The sequence below is a fragment of the Arcobacter sp. 15-2 genome, assembly GCF_047159865.1.
Taxonomy (GTDB): domain Bacteria; phylum Campylobacterota; class Campylobacteria; order Campylobacterales; family Arcobacteraceae; genus JAIOSF01.
The window spans coordinates 1,517,290-1,539,257 of sequence record NZ_AP038804.1 but is presented as its reverse complement, the minus strand read 5'-3'; the positions used below and the strand labels follow the sequence as shown (position 1 = coordinate 1,539,257).

General features: G+C 29.0%; 17 protein-coding genes. 1 reads left to right on the top strand and 16 read right to left on the bottom strand.

What is annotated here, in order from left to right; translation table 11 throughout:
- Positions 1-10 precede the first annotated feature (10 nt).
- From ACMCMH_RS08125 to ACMCMH_RS08065, 13 genes are all read right to left on the bottom strand, one after another.
- Positions 11-1,207, bottom strand: coding sequence for a polysaccharide biosynthesis C-terminal domain-containing protein (locus ACMCMH_RS08125; RefSeq protein ID WP_412724413.1), 1,197 nt, complete (start codon positions 1,205-1,207; stop codon positions 11-13).
- A 1-nt stretch (position 1,208) separates the two neighbouring features.
- Entirely contained in the window at positions 1,209-2,315 is a 1,107-nt protein-coding gene (locus ACMCMH_RS08120) for a glycosyltransferase family 4 protein (RefSeq protein WP_412724411.1), read from the bottom strand.
- Positions 2,312-3,319, bottom strand: a complete 1,008-nt coding sequence (locus ACMCMH_RS08115; RefSeq protein ID WP_412724409.1) for a glycosyltransferase family 9 protein — start codon at positions 3,317-3,319, stop codon at positions 2,312-2,314. Before ACMCMH_RS08115 ends, ACMCMH_RS08120 begins: the two co-directional genes overlap by 4 nt.
- A gap of 161 nt (positions 3,320-3,480) precedes the next feature.
- On the bottom strand, positions 3,481-4,536 hold the full coding sequence (locus tag ACMCMH_RS08110; RefSeq protein ID WP_412724407.1) for a Wzz/FepE/Etk N-terminal domain-containing protein: 1,056 nt from the start codon (positions 4,534-4,536) through the stop codon (positions 3,481-3,483).
- A gap of 77 nt (positions 4,537-4,613) precedes the next feature.
- The gene (locus ACMCMH_RS08105) at positions 4,614-6,332 is read right to left on the bottom strand and encodes an O-antigen ligase family protein (RefSeq protein WP_412724405.1); all 1,719 of its coding nucleotides are present in this window, start codon (positions 6,330-6,332) and stop codon (positions 4,614-4,616) included.
- Positions 6,333-6,338: 6 nt separating this feature from the next.
- On the bottom strand, positions 6,339-7,673 hold the full coding sequence (locus tag ACMCMH_RS08100) for a mannose-1-phosphate guanylyltransferase/mannose-6-phosphate isomerase (protein WP_412724403.1): 1,335 nt from the start codon (positions 7,671-7,673) through the stop codon (positions 6,339-6,341).
- Positions 7,674-7,683: 10 nt separating this feature from the next.
- Entirely contained in the window at positions 7,684-9,825 is a 2,142-nt protein-coding gene (locus ACMCMH_RS08095) for an STT3 domain-containing protein (protein ID WP_412724401.1), read from the bottom strand.
- 5 nt (positions 9,826-9,830) lie between these two features.
- A complete protein-coding gene (locus ACMCMH_RS08090) occupies positions 9,831-11,255 on the bottom strand; it encodes an anthranilate synthase component I family protein (protein WP_412724399.1) in 1,425 nt (474 codons plus the stop codon).
- Positions 11,256-11,269: 14 nt separating this feature from the next.
- Positions 11,270-12,256 (bottom strand): SPOR domain-containing protein, encoded by a 987-nt coding sequence (locus tag ACMCMH_RS08085; RefSeq protein WP_412724397.1) that lies wholly within the window; start codon positions 12,254-12,256, stop codon positions 11,270-11,272.
- Between the two features lie 27 nt (positions 12,257-12,283).
- Entirely contained in the window at positions 12,284-13,492 is a 1,209-nt protein-coding gene (locus tag ACMCMH_RS08080) for a serine hydroxymethyltransferase (RefSeq protein ID WP_412728013.1), read from the bottom strand.
- Positions 13,493-13,590: 98 nt separating this feature from the next.
- Positions 13,591-15,108, bottom strand: a complete 1,518-nt coding sequence (lysS, locus tag ACMCMH_RS08075) for a lysine--tRNA ligase (protein WP_412724395.1) — start codon at positions 15,106-15,108, stop codon at positions 13,591-13,593.
- Between the two features lie 21 nt (positions 15,109-15,129).
- Positions 15,130-15,576, bottom strand: a complete 447-nt coding sequence (locus tag ACMCMH_RS08070) for a Fur family transcriptional regulator (protein ID WP_412724393.1) — start codon at positions 15,574-15,576, stop codon at positions 15,130-15,132.
- Positions 15,566-16,195 carry a CvpA family protein gene (locus tag ACMCMH_RS08065; RefSeq protein WP_412724391.1) on the bottom strand — a complete coding sequence of 210 codons (630 nt, stop codon included), beginning with the start codon at positions 16,193-16,195 and terminating at the stop codon, positions 15,566-15,568. The genes ACMCMH_RS08070 and ACMCMH_RS08065 overlap by 11 nt, the downstream gene beginning before the upstream one ends.
- A 67-nt stretch (positions 16,196-16,262) precedes the next feature.
- Between ACMCMH_RS08065 and ispG the strand changes: the two genes are divergently transcribed.
- Complete coding sequence (gene ispG, locus ACMCMH_RS08060) at positions 16,263-17,324, top strand: flavodoxin-dependent (E)-4-hydroxy-3-methylbut-2-enyl-diphosphate synthase (RefSeq protein WP_412724389.1); 1,062 nt, start codon at positions 16,263-16,265, stop codon at positions 17,322-17,324.
- Positions 17,325-17,366: 42 nt separating this feature from the next.
- Here ispG and ACMCMH_RS08055 read toward each other — a convergent pair whose 3' ends face one another.
- The 3 genes from ACMCMH_RS08055 to ACMCMH_RS08045 form a co-directional block, all read right to left on the bottom strand.
- Positions 17,367-19,295, bottom strand: a complete 1,929-nt coding sequence (locus tag ACMCMH_RS08055) for a methyl-accepting chemotaxis protein (RefSeq protein ID WP_412724387.1) — start codon at positions 19,293-19,295, stop codon at positions 17,367-17,369.
- A gap of 61 nt (positions 19,296-19,356) precedes the next feature.
- The gene (locus ACMCMH_RS08050; RefSeq protein WP_412724385.1) at positions 19,357-20,649 is read right to left on the bottom strand and encodes a M20/M25/M40 family metallo-hydrolase; all 1,293 of its coding nucleotides are present in this window, start codon (positions 20,647-20,649) and stop codon (positions 19,357-19,359) included.
- 61 nt (positions 20,650-20,710) lie between these two features.
- A complete protein-coding gene (locus ACMCMH_RS08045; RefSeq protein ID WP_412724383.1) occupies positions 20,711-21,868 on the bottom strand; it encodes a TsoY family (seleno)protein in 1,158 nt (385 codons plus the stop codon).
- Positions 21,869-21,968 lie beyond the last annotated feature (100 nt).

Sequence of the window (21,968 nt, the reverse complement as noted above, 5' to 3'; positions counted from 1 at the left end):
TTTTGTTCCTTTATTTTAAATCTCTTTTATTAGATAATATACCTTTTCTCAAAACATAAACCACTATAAAACTCCCTAACACTTCTGTAGCAAGTGTCGTATATGCTGCTGCTATGTATCCATATTTTTGTATGAATATTATATTTAAAATAGAGTTTAATAGTAACATAACCATAGTAATAATAAAATAATATTTACTCATACTTTTTGCTATAAAAAAAGTAAATCCGTAGTTATTTATAAGCATAAAAGGTATAACAAATAGTAGAATGTTTAAAATAACTATTGTTTGGATATATTTTGCAAAAAGTATTGATATGATAAAGTTTGATAAAAATAAAAACAAAATCATCACTGCTACACCTATAAATAATTGAAATAATAAATCTTTTTTTATATTTATAGTTTGGTTTTTAACTAATTTAGGAAGCAACAAAATACTTATCATTGCAGGTACAACAAGAGATAGTTCTAATAATCGTGAAGCAATTGTATATAATGATATAGCAGAACTGATATTAAGCCAGTCTAACATAAGTATATCAATTCTTAAATAAGCAATTGTAAATAAACTACCTAAAAAAATAAACAATGAATTTTTACTTATCATAATATACTTTTTTAATTTAAAGTCTTTAATAAATAATAAAATAATTTTTATTCTTAAATATGAAGCATCATAAATGGCATAGATTAAATAACTGAAAGATAGTATCAAAAAAAGAAGCTGCGAATCTAATTTTAATATACTTAAGAGTGAAATAAGCATAAAGACAATACCTATTATAAACTTTACAATTGTCTCTTTTTTACTATTGTTTTTTGCTCTATAAAAAGAGAAATTCATAGCAAAAATTGCATCTGCTAAAAAAAGAATAAATATATATAAGAATAAAATATTATTACTGTAAGCATAATACAATAAAATAAATAATGATATAAAAATAAATATAAGAACTCTAAAAATAGAAAGTTTAGAATATTTAATATAGTCAGAAAAAGAATTTTTAGATGATAATTCTTTCAAGATATAAGATTGATATCCTAAATCACTAAATACAAATACAATAGAAAATAATGCTGTAAAAAAACCATATTCATATATAACAGATTCACTATAAAAATTTGCAATGCTAAGAAAAAATAAAAACTTAGTTGCTCGCAAAAATAGTTCAGAACTACTTAGTGATATAAATCTTTTAATCATATTATTTTAAGCTATTTGCTAAGGTATTAACTTTTAAAGCACCTGTTTTCCATGTTTCTTTAAAATCGTTTGCATAATCATTTATAAAATTTATTTCCTTATTAGCAAGACTATTGAGAGCATTTTCTATACCCTCTTTTGTTGGGATATGATATATACAATTTTCTCCACCAGCTTCTTGCATAGCAGGTACATTTGAGCATATCACAGATGTTCCACATCTTCTAGCTTCAAGTATAGGTATACCAAAGCCTTCATAAAGTGATGGCATAAAGAATGTATCCGCTCCACTATATAATGATGGTAAATCATCATAATCAATATATCCCGTTTCTAAAATATAATTTAACTTAATACCTTTTTTTATAAGCTCGTTGATACTAGAGTCTTTCCATCCACTTTTTCCAACTAAAACTAATGGACTTAAATCTATATTCTTACTTAAGATATCAATATATATACTAATAAAAAGTTCCAAATTTTTTCTAGGTTCAAAAGTAGCTACAATTAAATTATACTTATCTGGAAGATGATATTTATTTATTACATTCTTTATCTCATTTTGTTCTTTTTGTTTAAAGATATTACTGATTGATGGTCTTATAACATCATCAACTTCTCGATTATAATAAATTTTTAGTTCATTTGCAGTAGATTGTGAATTAGAAAATATTATATCACTCTTGTTTATAGCAATTGCCTGAAAAAACTTCCTATTATAGTAACTCATAGGATGCATAGTCTCAGGAAAAAGCTTATAAACAAAATCATGTATAGTTATCATTAGTTTAGTAGTTTTAAAAAAAGGAACAATACCATTTCCACTCCAAAAGATATCAACATCATCCTTTTTTAAGTATATGGGTAAAAGAAAATGCATCCATATAAGTTTTTTAACCCTATTAAATCTATTACCTTTACTAAAGAAACTATCTTTTTTAACTATTATATTTTTATTGTCAAATGTAACACTTAAAGCAAAAGGGGTATAAATATAAAAAGTTTTCTCTGGTGATAGTTTTGCCCATTCAATTAATAGCTCATAACAATACCTGCCAATACCAGTTAATTTATCAACAAAAACAGTACCATCTACTCCTACAATCATCCTAATACCTTATCTATAGTTTGTGTTACAGCTAAAACACTTATGTCATTTATATTCAATTTTGATCTTGTATATCCATACCTTTTTTTTAAATTCTCACTAGTATAATTAGAATTTAGTATTTCTGGATGAAATACAGCACTATACTTTTTAGTCATCTCCTTTGGATATGGAATAAATCTTCCATAGTCATTTCCATTTGACACCACTATACAAAAAGTATCAACAGACACAGCAATGTGTTGTGCAACCGTATCATTTGTTATTAATAGTTCAGCATTTGCAACTAATTTTGTAAATTCCATTATATTTGTTTTATCAATTAAATTTATACCATAATTATCAAACTTATAGAATTCGATATCTTTTTTTAAATCACTTTTTAAACCACAAAATAAACATTTTAAATGATACTTATCATTTATATACTTTGCTACATCAATATAATTTAATGTTTCCCATCTTCTAAATTCTTCACTTCCACCAATAAATAAGATTGCATATTTAGACTCTGATATTTTATCATTAGAGGGAAGAAGTGATAATTTAGGTTTATCAATTTCGATTTTGCAGTTTAAAAACTTTTCTACAAAAGATTTATTTCGATAAAATTCAAATATCACCGCTTCATCAATATCAATAATTTTATCATAAATATATTTTTGTGATATATTTTGTAAAAATCTCAACATATAACAATCTAAAGTTTTACTTGTATTTTTACTATTTGCATTAACAGATTTCATAATAATATCACCCACAAAAAATTCTCTTGTTAATACCGGATATAGTGCTATTTCATAACTATATTTATTTATATTTAAAAGAGTTTTAATTTTATAGGCTATATTCCTTTTAAATTTATGTTTATCAAACCAAATAAACTCATCTATAAATGTTGAATCAAGTTCTTCAGCAATATCTTTACAAACTATATTTCCACAGTAGATAATTTTTTTTTCTTTATAATACTCTTTTATATATGGAAAAAAATTTCTAAACAATATATAGTCACCTAAATTATCAGGCTTAACTATTAATATATAATTTTGATTATCAAAAGAATTAGTTAATTTTTTTATAAAAATAGACAAAGGATAGTTAATTAATAATAAGACTATATTTTTAATTAATCTTATAAGATATTTCAACTGTTTCAAATTAATTAAATCTCATCTTCCTCTCTTCTAAATCCAGCTATAAATTCCATAAAAAATACTATAAAAATAGAGAATATAAATCCTGTTACAAATGCGACAACTACAATAAGCTTTTTCTTAGGCTTGATAGAATAATCATTTGTCATTATGTTTCCTACGATTGCAGTATTTTTATAATTGTGTGGTAATAATGACTGCTCTAATATATTTTTTTGCTCGAAAAGTTTTTTGAGATCAACTTCTATTATTTTTGCTTTTGCTCTTAAAAGTCGAGGAAGTGTTTTGGAAACTAACACCTCTTTTTTATCTAATAGATCAATCACATTTATCTTCAAAGATGACAATTCAGATTCTAAACTTCTCTTTTCCATAACATTCAAAGCTGTCAATGTAGGATCTTTTTTTTGTGTTTTTAATATATTAATTTGTGTGATTTTTATTTGCTCTTCTATATTTTTAAGTTTTTGTTTTTGAGTTAGAATCTTTTCTACTATCGAAGGTATTTTTACTTTTTGAACATAATGAATATCTTCTGCAATAGTGATTAGATTATTTGATTTTAAAAGTTCTATATTTCTATCTATATTCTTTATCTCAATATCTTTTTGATTTAAAATTTCGTTAATTATTTTTGAATGTTCACTCTTCATGTAGGTAATAATTTGTTGCAGTTCTTCTTTTGCTTGTTCATTTGAAAGACCTAAAGAATGTATCTCTATAAAGTTCTTTTGCTTTTTGAGTACTGCAATTTTATCAATCCACGAAGTTCTCTCTTTTTGGTTTTTCCGAATATCAATATAAAGCACATTAAGTGTTTGCGATAGTTTGTTTACATCTGCAAGCAATTCAACTTTATTATTATGTTTATAACTCCCTATCTCAACAACTGCTTTTGCTTCGTAAATAGGTGTTTTCATCAAAGAATAAATAATTGCTAATATAGTGACTAACCCTGTAAATATAATGATAAAAAATTTCTTTTTCCAAAGAGTTAGAAATAGTTCTCTTAAATCTATCTCATCTTCTTGTATATTATTTATCTGTTGATTTGTATTTTGCAAATGTTGTTCCTTAAATTTAATTATGTAAGTATAGTAAAATTTTAATTTTAAGCAGTTGAGTTAATTCAAATTTAACTTTACTGAAACTTTGAAATTATAAAGTCCTGTACATACGATATATTTAAAATGTGAATAGGCAATAACAAAATCATTATATATATAAGATAATAAAAATTCTTTTGAAGTTTATGTCTTATTCTTTTATTTGAATGTTTAAAAGCAATAGAAACACCCATAAATAAAACAACCCAAAAAATCACACTTACACTTTGAACATAAAATATCTCTTGAACATTTGCATATATTACAGTTGCTAATAAACTCCCTAAAATAACTAAAGACAAAACTGACTCTTCAATACTCCTTGATTTTAAAGAAAGAAACTCCTTTTTAATGAGTTCATATAAAATAATAAAAATAAATCCTAATAAGAAAAAAAGACCAAAAATTCCTTTTCCGGTAAGTGTTTGTAAGTAAAGATTATGGGTTGTACCCCATTGGCTTTTTTGTAAAGTGTTTGTATCATCATTTTGAAATTTTGCACCCTCTTCTATATAGTATATTTTATACTGCCAACCAAAGCTATCTCCACCACCACCAAAAATAGGATTTTCTTGTGCTATTTTCAAAGCGGGTGGCCAATGATTTAATCTATCATTCCCTTTTCCAATTTTTTCTGCTCGTGCTGTTACACTTTTAAAAGTATCTGATGCATTTATACCGTTATTTTTTCGATAGTCTTTTATACCATATACAATATATACAGAAAGGGTTACAGTTAAAGGGATAGTTACTACAATTTTTATCCAGTTTTGTCGTAAAAATTTATTTAGTGTAATATTTGTATCTTTTAATTGTGCTAATACATAATAAATACTTACCCATATAAGAAGTAATGTTGGTGGATATGTTATCCATGCACCTCTTTGCATTGAAAGAATAAGAGTAACTTCACCTAAAACAACTAAAAATATAAGTATCACTATTGCTAATTTTGTATTTTTGATAAAAAGCAAAACTATAGGAATCATAGGTAAAAGAACGGCAAGATACTGAGAATACCATGATGAATTTACAAAAAAAGAATGAAATCTACCACCCCCTGCTCCATCACTTACTCTATACCATGATAAATCATAAAAACCAAAAAAATCAAGATGTCCTACGATAATTGAAAAAATAAGACCACTTAGTATTGACAATATAATATTTTTGTACCATTGATATTTATCTCTATGAGAAACTCCATATATGTACAAACCTATTAAAAATGCTTGAAAAAGAAGCAAAACGGATTGTACAGAAGAAAATAAAGTGGTTTCTCCAACACTCAAAATATTTTTTAATATATAGAGAGAATCTTCTGTAAGAGTTTTTTTAATCATCCCTAACAAAGGAAGTCCAATAAGGGATAAAAAGGAAACTATCATAAAAAGATATATAAACATCAAGAGTATGTTATTTACTCTTATTTTACATAAAAATTGTTTTAATTGATAAGAACTATTTATAAGATTAAAATATATTCCAAAAAGTAGATAAGATGAATAAATTATTAAATAATGCACCTGAACACCACTTGGTCGTTCACCAAATAATGGTAGCGAAAAAAGAAGAATATATAGAGACCATCGTGGTTGATAATATCCTAAAAATAAGAAAACAAAACCTACAAGATGATAACTGTTATTAATGGTAAATATTCCTCCAAGAAGAAGCCACAAAAGTATTAGTGAACTAAAAAGACCTAAAGATTTAAATTGAAAACTATTTGATAATTTTTTCTTTACTAACATCTAATTCTAATATCGATTGAAATCATCATCAAGTCTAACAATATCATCTTCACCAGTATACTCACCAACTTGTGCTTCTATGAGTACTACTGGTATTTTTCCTTGATTTTCTAGTCTATGTATCTCACCCATTTTTATATATGTAGATTCATTTGGACGGATAAGTTTAGTAACATCCCCTACAGTTACTGTAGCAGTTCCACTTACAACTATCCAGTGTTCACTTCTGTGAAAGTGTTTTTGTAGGCTCAATCTAGATCCCGGTTTGACTACTATAGTTTTGATTTTATAGCCTTCCGTATCTTCAAGTACCCTATATGTACCCCATGGTCTATGTACTAGTGAGTGTTCAGTTGGAAGAGAAGAGTTTTTTTCTTTTAATTCTTCTACTATTTTTTTGACTTTTTGGCTTGAACCTTTTTTAGAAATAAGTAAAGCGTCATTTGTATCTACTACTATTAAATCTTTTACATCAATAAGAGAAACATTTTTTTCTGCAATAATTAAATTATTGTTTTCATCATTTGGTAATTCAAAAGAGAGAGAATCAAAACTTCCTACATCGCTCCAGCTTATATCACTAGGTATAACTTTGACTTTTTTTGACTTTTCCATCACTGCATAATCAATGCTATCTTCAGGTATATTTTCCATATCTTCATGTTTTATACGAACCATTTCACTTTTATTTGCTTTTTGAAATGCTGTATTTGATGCCTCAAATATATTTGGAGAATATTTTTTAAGTTCATCTAAGAATACACCTGCTTTAAACATAAATATCCCACTATTCCAATAATAATTTCCTGCTTCAACATACTTAATTGCTGTTTCTTTATCTGGTTTTTCATGAAAGGTTTGTACGGTTTCATTTTCTGCTTCTATATAGCCAAACCCTGTTTCAGGAGAGGTTGGAGTTATACCAAATGTTACAAGGTTGTTTTTACTTGCTAAGTCTTTAGCTTCTAAAAGTACTTTTTGATACTCTAGTTCGTTTTTGATGAGATGGTCACTTGGTGTTACAAGTACTATCTCATCTGGAGCTAATGATAAACAAGCTAAAGCAATAGCAGGTGCAGTATTTCTGCCAACTGGTTCTAGCATAAATTTTGAATTATCAATGTTTGATGTTGCGTTTTCTTCCAGTTGATCGACTGCTAAAAAGTACTGCTCAGCATTTGAAACTATAAAGTTTTTATCACACACTTTAGAGTTTCTCTCAACTGTGAGTTGAAATAGTGATTTGTCATCAAAAAGCTTTGCAAATTGTTTGGGCATCAAGGTACGACTTATAGGCCAAAGTCTTGTACCACTACCTCCACACAATATAATATTTGTCATAGCGCCTCTTTTATATTTTCAATTTATAAATTTTAGACATAGGGCTCAAAGCAACAGGAGTGTATAAACTTTTATCATAGTTTTCTAGTACAAAAAGTTGTATATATGTAGAGTTATACATCTTTTTATCTAGTACTAAAAACTGATTGTAGTCTTTCATATAGATGACACTTATGGGACTATTTTTATCCAGTGTTTGTATTTGTTTTGTTAGTTTTCCTTTGGTATTGTACTTTGTGATTGCAAAAGTATTCATAGTCAAAGTTTGTTTGCCTATTTTTATCTGCCCTTTGTTTGGTATGAGAGTTATGTTGTTTCCTAACTCTATCATACCATTTTTGCTTTTTATGGAGCTTGATTTATAGAAAAAAGGTCTCGGTTTTTTCTTTCCTGTCATCAAGTCTATATTTGAAAAAAGTGTTACAGTAGGAACTATCCCCATCATACGACTTGGCAAGTATAAGTAAACATCTCTTGTTGGTTCTGGAAGTTTTATATCTGTTTCTAAACTCGATATAAAATCATTTGTGTCTGTATATCCATAGTCAATGGACATCTGCTCGATATTTGAACTTGCCCATTTGGAACTATTGTCCAAGTGAAATCTTTTTTCAGTATACTCAACATCAAGTCTAGCCATTTTTGCAGCAACATCTTGTGGTGAATTCAAGACAAAACTTACAGGAAAATTTACACTTCCACTATGTTTTCCACCATCTACTAAAGTTTTTACATCGGCATAGTATCGTAAAGGATATCCATAGTCCCACCAAGAAACAACATAGTCTTCTCGATTTGCAATAGTCTTGAACTTGTCTAGTATCACAACTTCTTGTTTTGTAAATACTGTAGGTACTTTATATCCAATGATATGTACAATATTTGGATAAAGTGCAGCTACTGTAAAAACACTCATCAAAATATATTTTGATATCACTTTTGCTCTGTTGTTGATAAGTTGAGAACCTAACCATCTTGATACTTCAACGATAAAAAAACCAAGTCCCAATGCCAACACAGGTACAGCATATATAGTAAAACGCAGTCCACCACTCAATGCTAAAAACCCAAGACCAACCATAGGCAATGCTAGGAGCATAACTCTATATTTAAAAGCAAACCAAACATACCCAATACACGATATAACAAAAGTTACTGTATGTCCAGATATTCTGTTTGCAAATGTTTCAAAAGGTATCTGACCTGCTTCTCGTACTGTTTGCATCACTGTAAAAAAGTGAAGACCTAGTCCATTGGCTGAAGAAGCTACACTTTGTGTGAAAACATACCCTTTTAGTTGACGCCAAATAGGATCAAATCCACCTGTAATCAGAAACAATACCACAGCAAAAATAAAAATATAATAGATATATTTGTAGACCAACTCTTTTTGTTTTTTTAATACAATATAAAATAAAACTACAAGTAAAAAGCGGATCCAACCATCAATATTGATCATCGCAAAAATCATAAAAGTGATCAACAATAAGTTTGTTCGAAACTCCTCTTTTTTGATATATTGATATACAACATAAGCAAATATAAGCCCAATAAATGCAAACTCTAAACTATAACTTTGAGGATACCACCATCTATATGCTATACTATCAAGTGCTGCTATTAAGAGATATTTGTCTTCGCCTGTTCTCAATGCCCATATCAACGACCAAAGCAAAACTGTAGGAAATACGATATTTAAAAAATCTGTATCATAATACCCTACCATAGTACGATTATAATAACTCCATGCAATACTACCAATAAGTGCAGCTATAAAACCAACATCAAGCTTATCAAACTCTCTTGATATTAAAATAATAGGAACAACAATAAGTGATGCAAAAAATGCAGGGAGATAAAAAAGTACAGTTTCAAACGAAAAAGGAACTATCTTTACTATCCATGCTGTAAATACAGATGTAGCACGAGAAATAGGTGAAAGATCATTTGTAGATTCTGTTTTTCCTGCTAGTATATCTCTAGCACCCTCTGCATAGTAGTATCCATCATTGGTGTTTATCATAAACTCATTGTTAAACTTAAACTCATCAACTGTTGAAAATTGTGATACCCAAATAAGGCGTACAGAAAAGCTAAATGCAAAAGCCAATAGAATAAGTAAAATAGTTTTTGAATTTTTTGATAAAATCACTTTTTCTAGTCCCTAATATTACTTAAATCTTCTAGTGTGCTTATGTTTGCAGCTAGTTTATTGTTTACTTCTAAAAATTCTAATTCTGGTACAGAATCAGCAACTACACCTGCCCCAGACTGAAATACGACTAGCTCATCTTTGATGAGAGTAGTTCGAATAGTGATAGCACTATCCATATTTCCATCAAACCCAAAGTAAGCAACACTTCCACTATAGAAACTTCTTTTTAGTTTTTCAAAATCTGCTATAAGTTCCATAGCTCGTATTTTTGGAGCACCTGTCATCGTTCCTGCTGTAAATGTTGCAGCAAAAAGATCAAACATATCGTACTTGTCATCCAAATTTGCTTCTACATCTGATACCATGTGCATAACATGAGAATACTTTTCTACTCTCATCTTATCTGTTACTTCTACTGTGCCTGTTTTTGCAACTCGACCTACATCGTTACGACCCAAATCGATTAACATAACATGTTCTGCTACCTCTTTTGGATCGTTTAGCATCTCGTGTTCCATCTCAAGGTCTTTTGTTACTGTTTTACCTCTTTTTCTTGTACCTGCAATTGGGCGTAGCAATATACGGTTGTCGTTTAGTCTTACCATAACTTCTGGGCTACTTCCTGCTATACAAAAGTCTTCATACTCTAACAAAAAGAGATACGGACTTGGGTTTTTACTTCGTAAAAGTCTATAAAAACTTAAGTTGTCGATTTTTGCTTTTGTTGTGTATCTATTTGTCATCAAAATTTGAAATACATCACCACTTCGTATCATCTCTTTAGATTTTGCAATCATCTCAAAAAACTTTTCTTTTGTATGAGCAAAACTACCCTCTTCTAAAATAGTAGCTTTTTGTAAAGGTGTGTGCATAAATGGTTCATGTAAAAACTTTTCAATATCTTCCAAATCTGAAGCACACTCTTCAAGTGAAGTTACCATAGTAAGTTGAGATGTTTTATGAGAATAGACTAAAACAATTTTTGGTCGAATCAAATCACAATCAGGAATATCAAGCTCATCAGGTAAATTCTGCATAGATTTCTCTAAAGATGGCTCAAATGTAGCTACCATATCATAACCCATATTTCCAATAAATCCATCAATCAACCCAATACCTAACTGCGCTCCTTTTTGTTTATAAAAATTTTTATCTAACTTAGAATAATATTCTTTTAAAAAAACAAAAGGATTTTTACTAATCTCTTCTATTTTTCCCTCTTCATTTTTATAGTAACTTTGTGAATTTTTATGCCAAACTCTTTCTCTTGCTCCTATAAAAATATAAGAAAAATTTCCATCAGTACTATTACTAACAGAAGATTCGAAAAGAAAAGTAATCTCTTTATCAAAAATTCTTTTTACTTTTTGATAAATTGATACTGGTGTAAACTGGTCTAGAAAAATTGTTTTGTCATAAAAAGTCATCGTATTTAAGTATCCTAAAATTTTAATATATATGAATTTGGGTTTTTGAAATCTACTTTAACTTGATTGAGTTTTTGTGTTGCACTTGCTCTAGTTGTAAAAGGTCCTATAAGTACTTTGTTGTACACTTTTCCTTTGATTGTTACAGGATGAACCTTATAGTTATACCCTTTTGTTACAATTTTTTTGATCAAGTTTCTATTAGGTTCTTTTGTAAAAGCTCCTATTTGTATAAAGTATCCAGCAATAGTTGTACTCTTTTTCGTAAACTTTGTCTCTTTTGGAGTAGTAATCACAATCTGTTTTTTTGGTGCAGTTACTATCTGTTTTGGTTCTTGTACAACTTTTTTAGCAACAACTTTTTCAATCACTTTTTGTGTCTCTTTATCTAAACCAAATAGATCTCTTTTGGGTTCTATTTTTGGTTTTGGAGTGTCTATTACTAATGGAACATTATTTGATGCTTGTTGTGCAGGAATTTCAAGATCATTTAAATTTTCTTTCTCTTTTTGTGTATTTTTCACAGTTTCATTGAGTTTGTTTTTTCTTTCGATTACTTTTTGATACTCTTCATTTGAATCAATTTTATTCAAAATATCATCAGCTCGAACTGCTTGTCTTGTAGTTTGTGTTGTTTCTAATTTATTTTCTGTTTCATTATTTGAAATAAGTCGAATCACCAGTACTGTAATGATAAATAACAATACAAGTCCAAAACCTAACATAATGTATTTTTTCTTATTGTTTTGGGCTGTATTTGTATCTAGGATAATATCTTCTACTTCATGATGCTCTGCAGCATCACTTGAAGTATTTTTATTTCCAAGGGAAAGATCAACAAAAGCAGAATCATTTTGGTTTGCTTCCATATTCATATAGTCTTCTTCACTTTTTACAGATGCACGCTTTAACTCTTCTAGTCTCTTTTGTTCTTGAGTTAAGCGTTCTTTATCTTGTTCAATACCGACATTTCTAAGAAACTCTTTTCCATCTACTTGCATGATCTCTCCTTATATTAAATTGTATAACTAATAAGTTGACTTTGAATAAATAACAAACTCTTGTGCTAATGTTTCTAGCTCTTTATTTACTGCTTTTTGTAATTCAGTATTGTTAATATCATCTAAAACATCTGCTATTTTATTTGCAATTATTTCAAACTCTTTCTCTTTCATACCTCTTGCTGTTAGTGCAGGTGAACCAACTCTAATACCCGAAGTAACAAAAGGACTTCTTGTTTCACCTGGAACTGTGTTTTTATTTACAGTGATACCAGCATTTCCTAAAGCTGCATCTGCATCTTTTCCTGAAAAATCTTTATTTAAAAATGATACTAGTACTAGGTGGTTATCTGTACCATCAGATACTAAGTCATACCCTCTTTTTACAAGAACTTCTCCAAGTACTTTAGCATTTGCTTTTACTTGTTTTGCATATACTTTCCATTCTGGTGCTAAAATCTCTTTAAATGCAACAGCTTTTGCAGCAATAACATGAACAAGTGGTCCACCTTGAAGACCTGGGAAAATTGCAGAGTTGATTTTTTTAGCAATATCTTCATCATTTGTCATGATCATACCACCTCTTGGTCCTCTTAGAGTCTTATGTGTAGTTGTTGTAACTACATCAGCATAAGGAAATGGTGACATATGTTCACCAGCAGCTACTAAACCGGCAATATGTGCAATATCAGCAAATAAAATTGCACCAACAGCATCAGCAATCTCTCTAAACTTTTTAAAATCAATCTCTCTCGCATAAGCAGAAGCACCACAAACTATGATTTTTGGTTGTACTGTTTTTGCAATATCCATAACTCTTTCATAGTTAATTCTACCATCTAACTCAACACCATAATAAAATGCAGAGTAGTTTTTACCAGAAAATGATGGTTTTGAACCATGAGTTAAGTGTCCACCATGAGATAGATCCATACCTAAAATCTTATCACCTGCTTTTAAAAGTGCCGCATAAACTGCACCATTTGCTTGAGAACCAGAATGTGGTTGTACATTTGCATAATTACACCCAAAAATTTCACACGCTCTATCAATTGCAAGTTGCTCAACTTGGTCAGCAAATTCACATCCACCATAGTATCTTTTATAAGGATAACCCTCTGCATATTTATTTGTAAAAACTGACCCCATAGCTTCCATAACTGCTGGAGAAGTAAAGTTTTCAGAAGCAATCATCTCAAGGTGATTTGTTTGTCTTTCTAACTCTTTTTCAACCATTCCAAAAACTTCTGCATCTGCACTTTGTAAGTTACTATTTTTTATAAATTCGTTATTTTCTGTCATTTTGTGTCCTTTATTTTAATTATGTTAATTGTTTATGCTTCTTCATCACTATGAAGATCGATCTCTTGATGTATTGGTTTCATCGCTGGAAATAATAACACATCTCTAATACTATGTTGATTTGTTAACATCATAACAAGTCTATCTATTCCGATACCTTGTCCTGCTGTTGGTGCCATACCATACGATAATGCATTTACAAAATCTGCATCCATCTCATGTGCTTCATCATCACCTGAATCTTTGGCATCCATTTGCCCCTCAAATCTTTTTAATTGGTCAAGTGGGTCATTTAGTTCTGAGAATGCGTTTGCTATCTCTTTACCACCAATAAATAACTCAAATCGATCAGTTAAATGTGGTTGTTCATCATTTCTTCTTGCTAATGGAGAAATTTCAACTGGATACTCTGTAATAAATGTTGGGTTGATTAGTTTTTCTTCAACAAACGCATCAAATAGTTCACCTTGTAGTTGACCAATATTCATAGAAGCATTTGCCTCAATATTATTTTCTTTACAAAATACCAATATTTTTTCTTTGTCTGTTGTAATATCAGCAGGTACACCGCCAATATCAGTTAAAGACTGAATTAATGGAATCTCAGTAAAATTTTGAAAATCAATCTCTAAATCTCCATAAGGTAGAATTGTAGGTAAATTTAAATGTTCAAATAAATACTCAAAATACTCTTTTGTGATAACAATTAAATCTTTATATGTTTTATATGCCCAATAAAATTCAATAGAAGTAAACTCAGGATTATGAGTAGCATCCATCCCCTCATTTCTAAAACATCTGTTGATCTCAAATACAGCTTCAAAACCACCAACAATAAGTCTTTTTAGATATAACTCTGGAGCTATTCTTAAAAATCTATCTACACCTAAAGCGTTATGATGTGTTGTAAATGGTTTTGCATTTGCCCCACCTGCTATTGGGTGCATCATTGGAGTTTCTACTTCTAAAAACCCTTTATCTTCAAAAAATCTTCTTGTTAAAGATACAACTTTAGATCTGATGTGAAAAGTTTTTTTCACTTCGCTATTCATAATCAAGTCTAAATATCTTTGTCTATATCGTAGCTCTTTATCAGCTAAACCATGATATTTTTCTGGAAGAGGAGAGATTGCTTTTGTTAATATTGTAAGAGCAGATACATGTAAAGAAAGTTCACCCTTTCCTGTAACAAATGGATATCCTGAAACTTCAATGATATCACCAACTTCAACCATCTTTTTAAATACAGTATTATAAAAACCTTCAGGTAGGTGATCTCTACTTACATAAACTTGTAATAATCCGCTTTCATCTTCAATTTTTAAGAAACTAGCTTTTCCCATAAGTCTGAAAAATTTAATTCTACCTGCTACTGTATAGTTTCTATTTTCATCTCTTTTATCTTCTTTAGTTTCAATATCACTATTTACATTGATAAATTTCTCTATTGTTGTATTTCTTTTTGATTCATTTGAGTATGGATTGAATCCTGCTTCTCGTAAATCATCTGCTTTTTGTATTCTTTGTTGTATGTATTTATTTTCAAACAATTGTATCTATCCTTTTATTTCTTAATTTTTATCTTGACATTGTGTACAAATACCAAATATTTGCATTGTATGATCAGTTATTTTAAAACCATTTTCTTCAGCTATTTTTTCTTGTTTTCGTTCAATCTCTTCATCTAAAAATTCAACAATTTTTCCACAAGAAGTACAAATAATATGATCATGATGTTTATTTGTGTTTCCTTCATATTTCTTACCATCTTTTCCAAATGATATCGATGTGATTAGGTTTACCTCTTCTAAAAAATTTAAAGTTCTATAAATAGTTGCAATACCTATTTTTTGTTCAGGATACTGTTCTTTTACTATTTCTAAAACTTCCTCTGCATTTAAGTGATCATCAATATTTAGAAGTATCTGAAGAATAATAGCTCTTTGTTCTGTATATTTCATACCTTTGTTTTTTAAAACAATTTTTAAATCATCTATAGCTTCATTGTTATTGTTCATTTTTTTCACCTTCTAGTTGTTCTTTTAATTCAACTGCTTTTTTTTCTAACTCTTTTTGAGAAATCTCAGTCACAGTTTCTTTTGTCGCTTCAACAACATCATCTAACTGCTTTGTTACCTCTTCTTGTAACTCATTTGTATCTAACTTGATAATATAAGCACCTGTTTCTTTTAAAAGAGGAAACACTGTACTTTTTTCTAATTTTGGTGCTAAATTATCATTTATAATTGTTACTTGCGAAGCTGCGTATGCAATAATTGAAAATAATAAAAATATCTTTCCTGCACCAAATACAAAACCTAAAATTCTATCAAAAATACCTAAACCACTCATTTTGAATACTTTGGATAATGTTACTCCAACAAGATAAGCGATAATCCAAAATACAACCAAAGCTGCAACAAATCCAGCCAAAAGAGTTGTATTTTCATTGTCCATTGGGATTATACCATTTACTATTGCTCCAGCATCTGCAGAAACTCTAGAAGCCACAAAAACCCCACCAACGATTCCAACTAAAGCAAAAAACTCTTTTGTAAAACCTCTAAAAAGACCTTTTAAACCAAGTATTGTTACTAGTGCTATTACCACTAAATCAAAAATATTAACATTTTCCAAAAAATTTACCTACTATTTATATCTATTTTATACACTATTATATCTTTTTTTAGATAAAATCATCTTTATGATAAATAGATATAAAACAAAAAAGATATTTGTAGGTAATGTTGCTATTGGTGGAGATGCACCAATTAGTGTACAATCGATGACCTACACAAAAACGAGTGATATTGAAGCAACAATAGAACAGATAAAACAGTTACACTTTGCAGGTGCCGATATTGTGCGTGTTGCTGTGCCTGATATGGAAGCTGCAAATGCATTAAAAACAATAAAAGAAAATACAACTTTACCTATAGTTGCAGATATTCATTTCAACTATAAATTAGCTCTCAAAGCTGCTGAAGTTGTTGATTGTATACGATTCAATCCTGGAAATATAAGCGATAAAAATAAGATAAAAGAGATAATACACGCTTGTAAACAAAGGAACTTACCTGTAAGAGTGGGAGTAAATTGTGGTTCTTTAGAGAAACAATTTGAAGATAAGTATGGTCAAACACCAAAAGGTATGGTTGAATCTGCTTTATACAATATCAAATATCTTGAAGATTTAGATTTTACAGATATCAAAGTATCTTTAAAAGCTAGTGATGTACAAAGAACAGTTGAAGCCTATAGAATGTTACGACCGTTAAATAACTATCCATTTCATTTGGGAGTAACTGAAGCTGGAACACAATTTCATAGTACAATTAAATCTTCTATTGCTTTAGGAAGTTTACTACTTGATGGTATTGGTGATACTATGCGTATCTCTATGACTGGTGAGTTAGAAAAAGAGATAGAAGTTGGTCGTGCTATTTTAAAAGACGCAGGTATCATCAAAGAGGGACTAAATATCATCTCTTGTCCAACTTGCGGTAGAATTGAAGCTGACCTCGTAAGTGCAGTAGCCGAAGTAGAAAAAGCAACTGCACATATCAAAACACCTTTAAATGTTTCAGTTATGGGATGTGTTGTAAATGCAATCGGTGAAGCAAAAAGTGCTGATGTGGCTATTGCTTATGGAAAAGGGAGTGGACTTATTATCAAAAAGGGGGAAGTTATAGAAAAACTTCCTACAGAAAAACTTTTAGAACGATTTCTTGAAGAGGTTGAAAAAGAAGCAAAACTTCACTCGTAACAGTTATTTAGAAACTGTTACGATCTCTTTATATATCTTTACCTATTGAATATTTTTTCCTTTAAATTCTTTATTGTCCGCATTTTCTACAACTAATTTTGCAATATTGTTTGTTTGTGTTGCAATATCGTTAGTCTTATTTGCAATAACAGCATTTTGTTGTGTTTTTCTATCCAAATTATTTATAGCATCGTTAATTTGTTCTATCCCTGATAGCTGTTCTTTACTTGCATTTTCAACATCTGCAATTAATGTAAGGGTTTGTGATATATTTTGATTTAATCCATTATATCCCACAATCATTTTATCTGAAATCAATTTTCCTTCATTTGCTTTATCTGTAGCATTTTGTACTAGTGATTTAATCTCATTTGCTGCTTCAGATGATCTTGAAGCCAGATTTCTTACCTCTTGTGCAACAACAGCAAATCCTTTTCCAGACTCACCTGCAGTTGCTGCTTCAACAGCTGCATTTAAAGAAAGAATATTTGTTTGAAATGCAATTTGATCGATAACGGAGATTGCTTCATTTATTGCTTTAACTTCATTATCAATTTCATTCATCGCTGCAGTTGTTTGTGTCGCTAAAGTTTCACCTTCATTTGCAGATGCAGTTAAGGAACTTGCAAATCCAGACATTTTAATAATATTTTTTGTATTCAACGAAATATTACTTGTAATCTCTTCTAAAGCTGCTGAAGTTTGCTCTAGTGAAGTTGCAGATTCATTAGAATTTCTATTAAGAGTATCTACATTATCTAATAAAGTTTCACTACTCGATCCTAGTATTAAACCGTTTTTTTTATTTTCCACTAATATCTCAGTTATAGAATCTCCCAACTTATTAACTCCATTTGCTAATTTTAGTAAATGTTCTTTTATTCCCGCTGTTTTTACTTTACTCATATAGTTGCTATTTGAATACTCTGTTAATACTTTTAAAACATTATCAATATTAATTTCGATATTTGCACCCATTTGATTTAAGAGTTTAGATAACTCTTTCAAAGCAGGATTAGAGGTTTTTGTTTCTATTCTTTGAGATAAATCACCTTGTTCAAACTCACTTAATATGCTAATAGTAGCATCTATTACTTTTCTATCTTCATCAATTGAATCTTTTGTTTTTTTAATATTCTGATTAACAATTCTAGCCATATTACCAATCTCATCATGAGTAGTTTCATTTAAAAAAGAAACTTCATTTTTTTCTCTATTAAGGTATTGGAAAAAACTCAACAATCCCTCTTGAAAGTTATTCATTGGAGTACTAATATATTTTGTAGAGATAAAAACAACTAAAATAATAATGATTAGAGATAAAGCTAATGCTTCACCTATTATTTGCATTATTATCAAATTCACTTCACTCTGTTCATTTTTTTTCATTTCAAGTATATTATTTTCTATCTCATCTATGTAAATACCTGTACCAATAATCCATCCCCAATCAGGAATTACAGTAACATTTGAAATTTTATTTGCAATTTTATTTGTTGTTGGATGTGAAAAAGAATATTTTATAAATGCATTTGTAGCACCTTTAGATTTTAGACTGTTTATACCTAAATCTATAAAACTAAGGTTTTTATCCCCTTTAAAATTTTTTCCTATCAATTCTTTATTTATAGGATGCATTATCATATTTGATTCAAAATCATTAATCCAAAAATAACCATTTTTTCCATATCTGATTTGAGAAAGTGTATCAATCACTTTTGCTTTAATATCAGCTTCTGAGCTTTGAGGAATCCTCTTTTTATAAGATTCAATTGTGCTAATTGCAATATTAATATAATTTTTTAGTTCTGTTTTTTTATGACTATAAGCTTCATTTTTGTATTTTGAGATATTGTCGTTACTTAATTTATGTAATGCATGAATTGCTTGGAATGCCAGCAGACTTGATATGGTAACTATTGTAAGTATAACAATAACCAGTAGTTTAGTTTTAATTGAAAGATTTCCCATTTATTATGAATCCTTGTAAAATAATTTTAGAAATTATAGTAAAAGGTTCATAAATAAGACCTTATTGATACTTTAATATAATACTTTTTATTATTTCATAAAGTTTTAAAACAGAAGAGATATCACATTTTTCTCTATATGAGTGTGGAAAGAAAATATCTGGTCCTATAGAACATACTTGAATATTTGGATATTTTTCTTTAAAGATAGCACACTCTAACCCTGCATGTATAGCATGTAATGTTGTATTTGGTATAAATTTTTTATAAATAGCTAAAACATCATCATTAAACTTGGAATATTTTGGTTTCCATGCTGGATATTTCCCATCTGTACTCACTTCAAATCCAAAAAGTTCGAGTGCTACTACTGTTTCTTTTTTTATAGTATTGAGTTTTTCATTGTCCATACTTCTAGCACTTAAACTTAACTCTACAAAATCTATATGATTTTTTACAATTGCTAGATTAATCGAAGTTTCTACTACATTTACATCTTTGTTATACTCTCTAATTCCATTTGCAAAAGTGTAGATAAAATCTATGATGTTTTCATCGAGTTTTTTATAGTTTTGTGTAGTTGTATCTATTTTTGATATAGTCATATTTTCACAAGAACTTAAAGGAGTATTCCTTTTAGGTACAGCAATAATAGCTTTTGCTTTTTTAGGAATAGAGTTTATTCGCTCACCACCGTTTAAATCTAAAAGATCAGCATCACACTCTTTAATAGTTTGAGCTATCAGTTTTAAAGCATTTGGAATATTTTTGTCAATATCTACTCCGCTATGTCCACCATCAAGATTTTCTATTGTGATTTCGTATAATTCTTTTTCATCATCATTTGCAATATATTCACTTTTAGAACTCTTTGCAAAAATATCAACACCACCTGCACAACCTATACAAATCTCACCTTGTGCTTCACTATCAAGATTGAGCATATATGTAGATTGCAGTTCAAGTGCAATATTGTTTGCACCGATTAAACCTATCTCTTCATCACAAGTAAATAAAAATTCACAATTTTTACTTTCTGCCATCAAAGCTAACATATATGCACACCCTATTCCATTATCCGCTCCTAGAGTCGAATTTTTAGCACTTAAAAAACCATCTTTTTCAATAATTTCTGGAATTGTACCATCAACTAAACATACCATATCGTAGTGTGATTGTAAACAGATATTTACTTTTGTATTCTCTTTATAACATAAAATGTTGTTTGCATTATCTATTTGACAAATATAATTGTGTTTTTGTGAAAACTCTTTTACATAGTTTATAAAAGGTTGATGAGTACCACTACATCGTGGTATTTTTGAGATCTCTTTAAATAGCTCTATTACTTGCATAATTACTCCAAATAACTAAATATATAGTTAAAATTTTGAAGCAATTATAGCTAAAGTAAGATTATAATGAAAATTTCTTTTTTAATTTAAAAAATAAAACAACTGTTTGATACTGAATATATATAAATGGGATCATCAATACAAAATACGCTATAGAATATTTATCTATAACACCATTTAAAACCATTCCCATATTGATAAAAAACATCCCAAAAACCATAAATGCAACACCTGGACAAATAAGAGCAAAGGATACCGCTGATTTTTCATCTCCATCTACATAAGTTTCAAAATATTGTAACTTTTTCATCACACTATATCCTAAGAGTCCAAAAATAATTTGTAATGAAACTACAAAACTTGTTAATGTAAACAACGAAGTAGCTGATAGTGGCTGTTGAAAATGGTGGTCAAATCCAAAACTTATTCTTACAAAGGTAATACCCAATAAAGTCAAAATAGGGATAATAATCCATAAAGTTGGTGCAGTTTCAGCACTTATTCCATATTTGAACATCCCTTTAAAACCTAAAATAAGTTTAATCAAAAGTAGTAAAAGTGCAATTGAAGCAAAAAATATTGATGCAAAAATACCAATAGCATTTATTTGTATATAATGACTCATAGCACCAGGTGCTGCAAAACCTACAGCAATCATAGAAAATGCAAAAATAGAGATCATTTGAGAAAGGTTATTGTTCTTTTCGAAATCAAACTTTCCAGTTGTTAATAAACGAGAGAAATAAACCATAAAAATCTTGATAGCATAAAATCCAACTACAGCAAAACCTAATAGTGCAAAAGGAAATAGATATTCTACAATTGTCCAAAGTCCTGGCACAAATAAAGCACCTAATATAAAACAAACATTTATAGTCATAGCAAAAGTTAATGGCATTGTCATAAGACTTACTTCTGCGTTACTGTTTATTAAAGTAGTATAAGCACTAGTTTCTTTAAAAGCTTTGTATTGTTTAATATTCCAAAACAATAATTTAAAATGAAAAAACGAAAATGCTATTATAAAAACAATAGCAAAAGCACTTACAAATGAGAGCCAAGTCCCCTCTAATAAGACTGGATAAACATGATCAAATGTTGCCATAGGTGAATTTTTGTGTGGTACTAAAAACATTAGATACATAAAAAATGATGCAGCTAATCCTCCTGAACCTAGTGATGATAAGAAATATATCGGTGTATATTTTTCTTTTAACATAAGTATTCCTTTTTTAAATAATAAGTAATTGTATCATAGTAATATTAATTATAAGTAAATATTAATTGTTATACTTGCTAAATTAAACTGAATTCATATA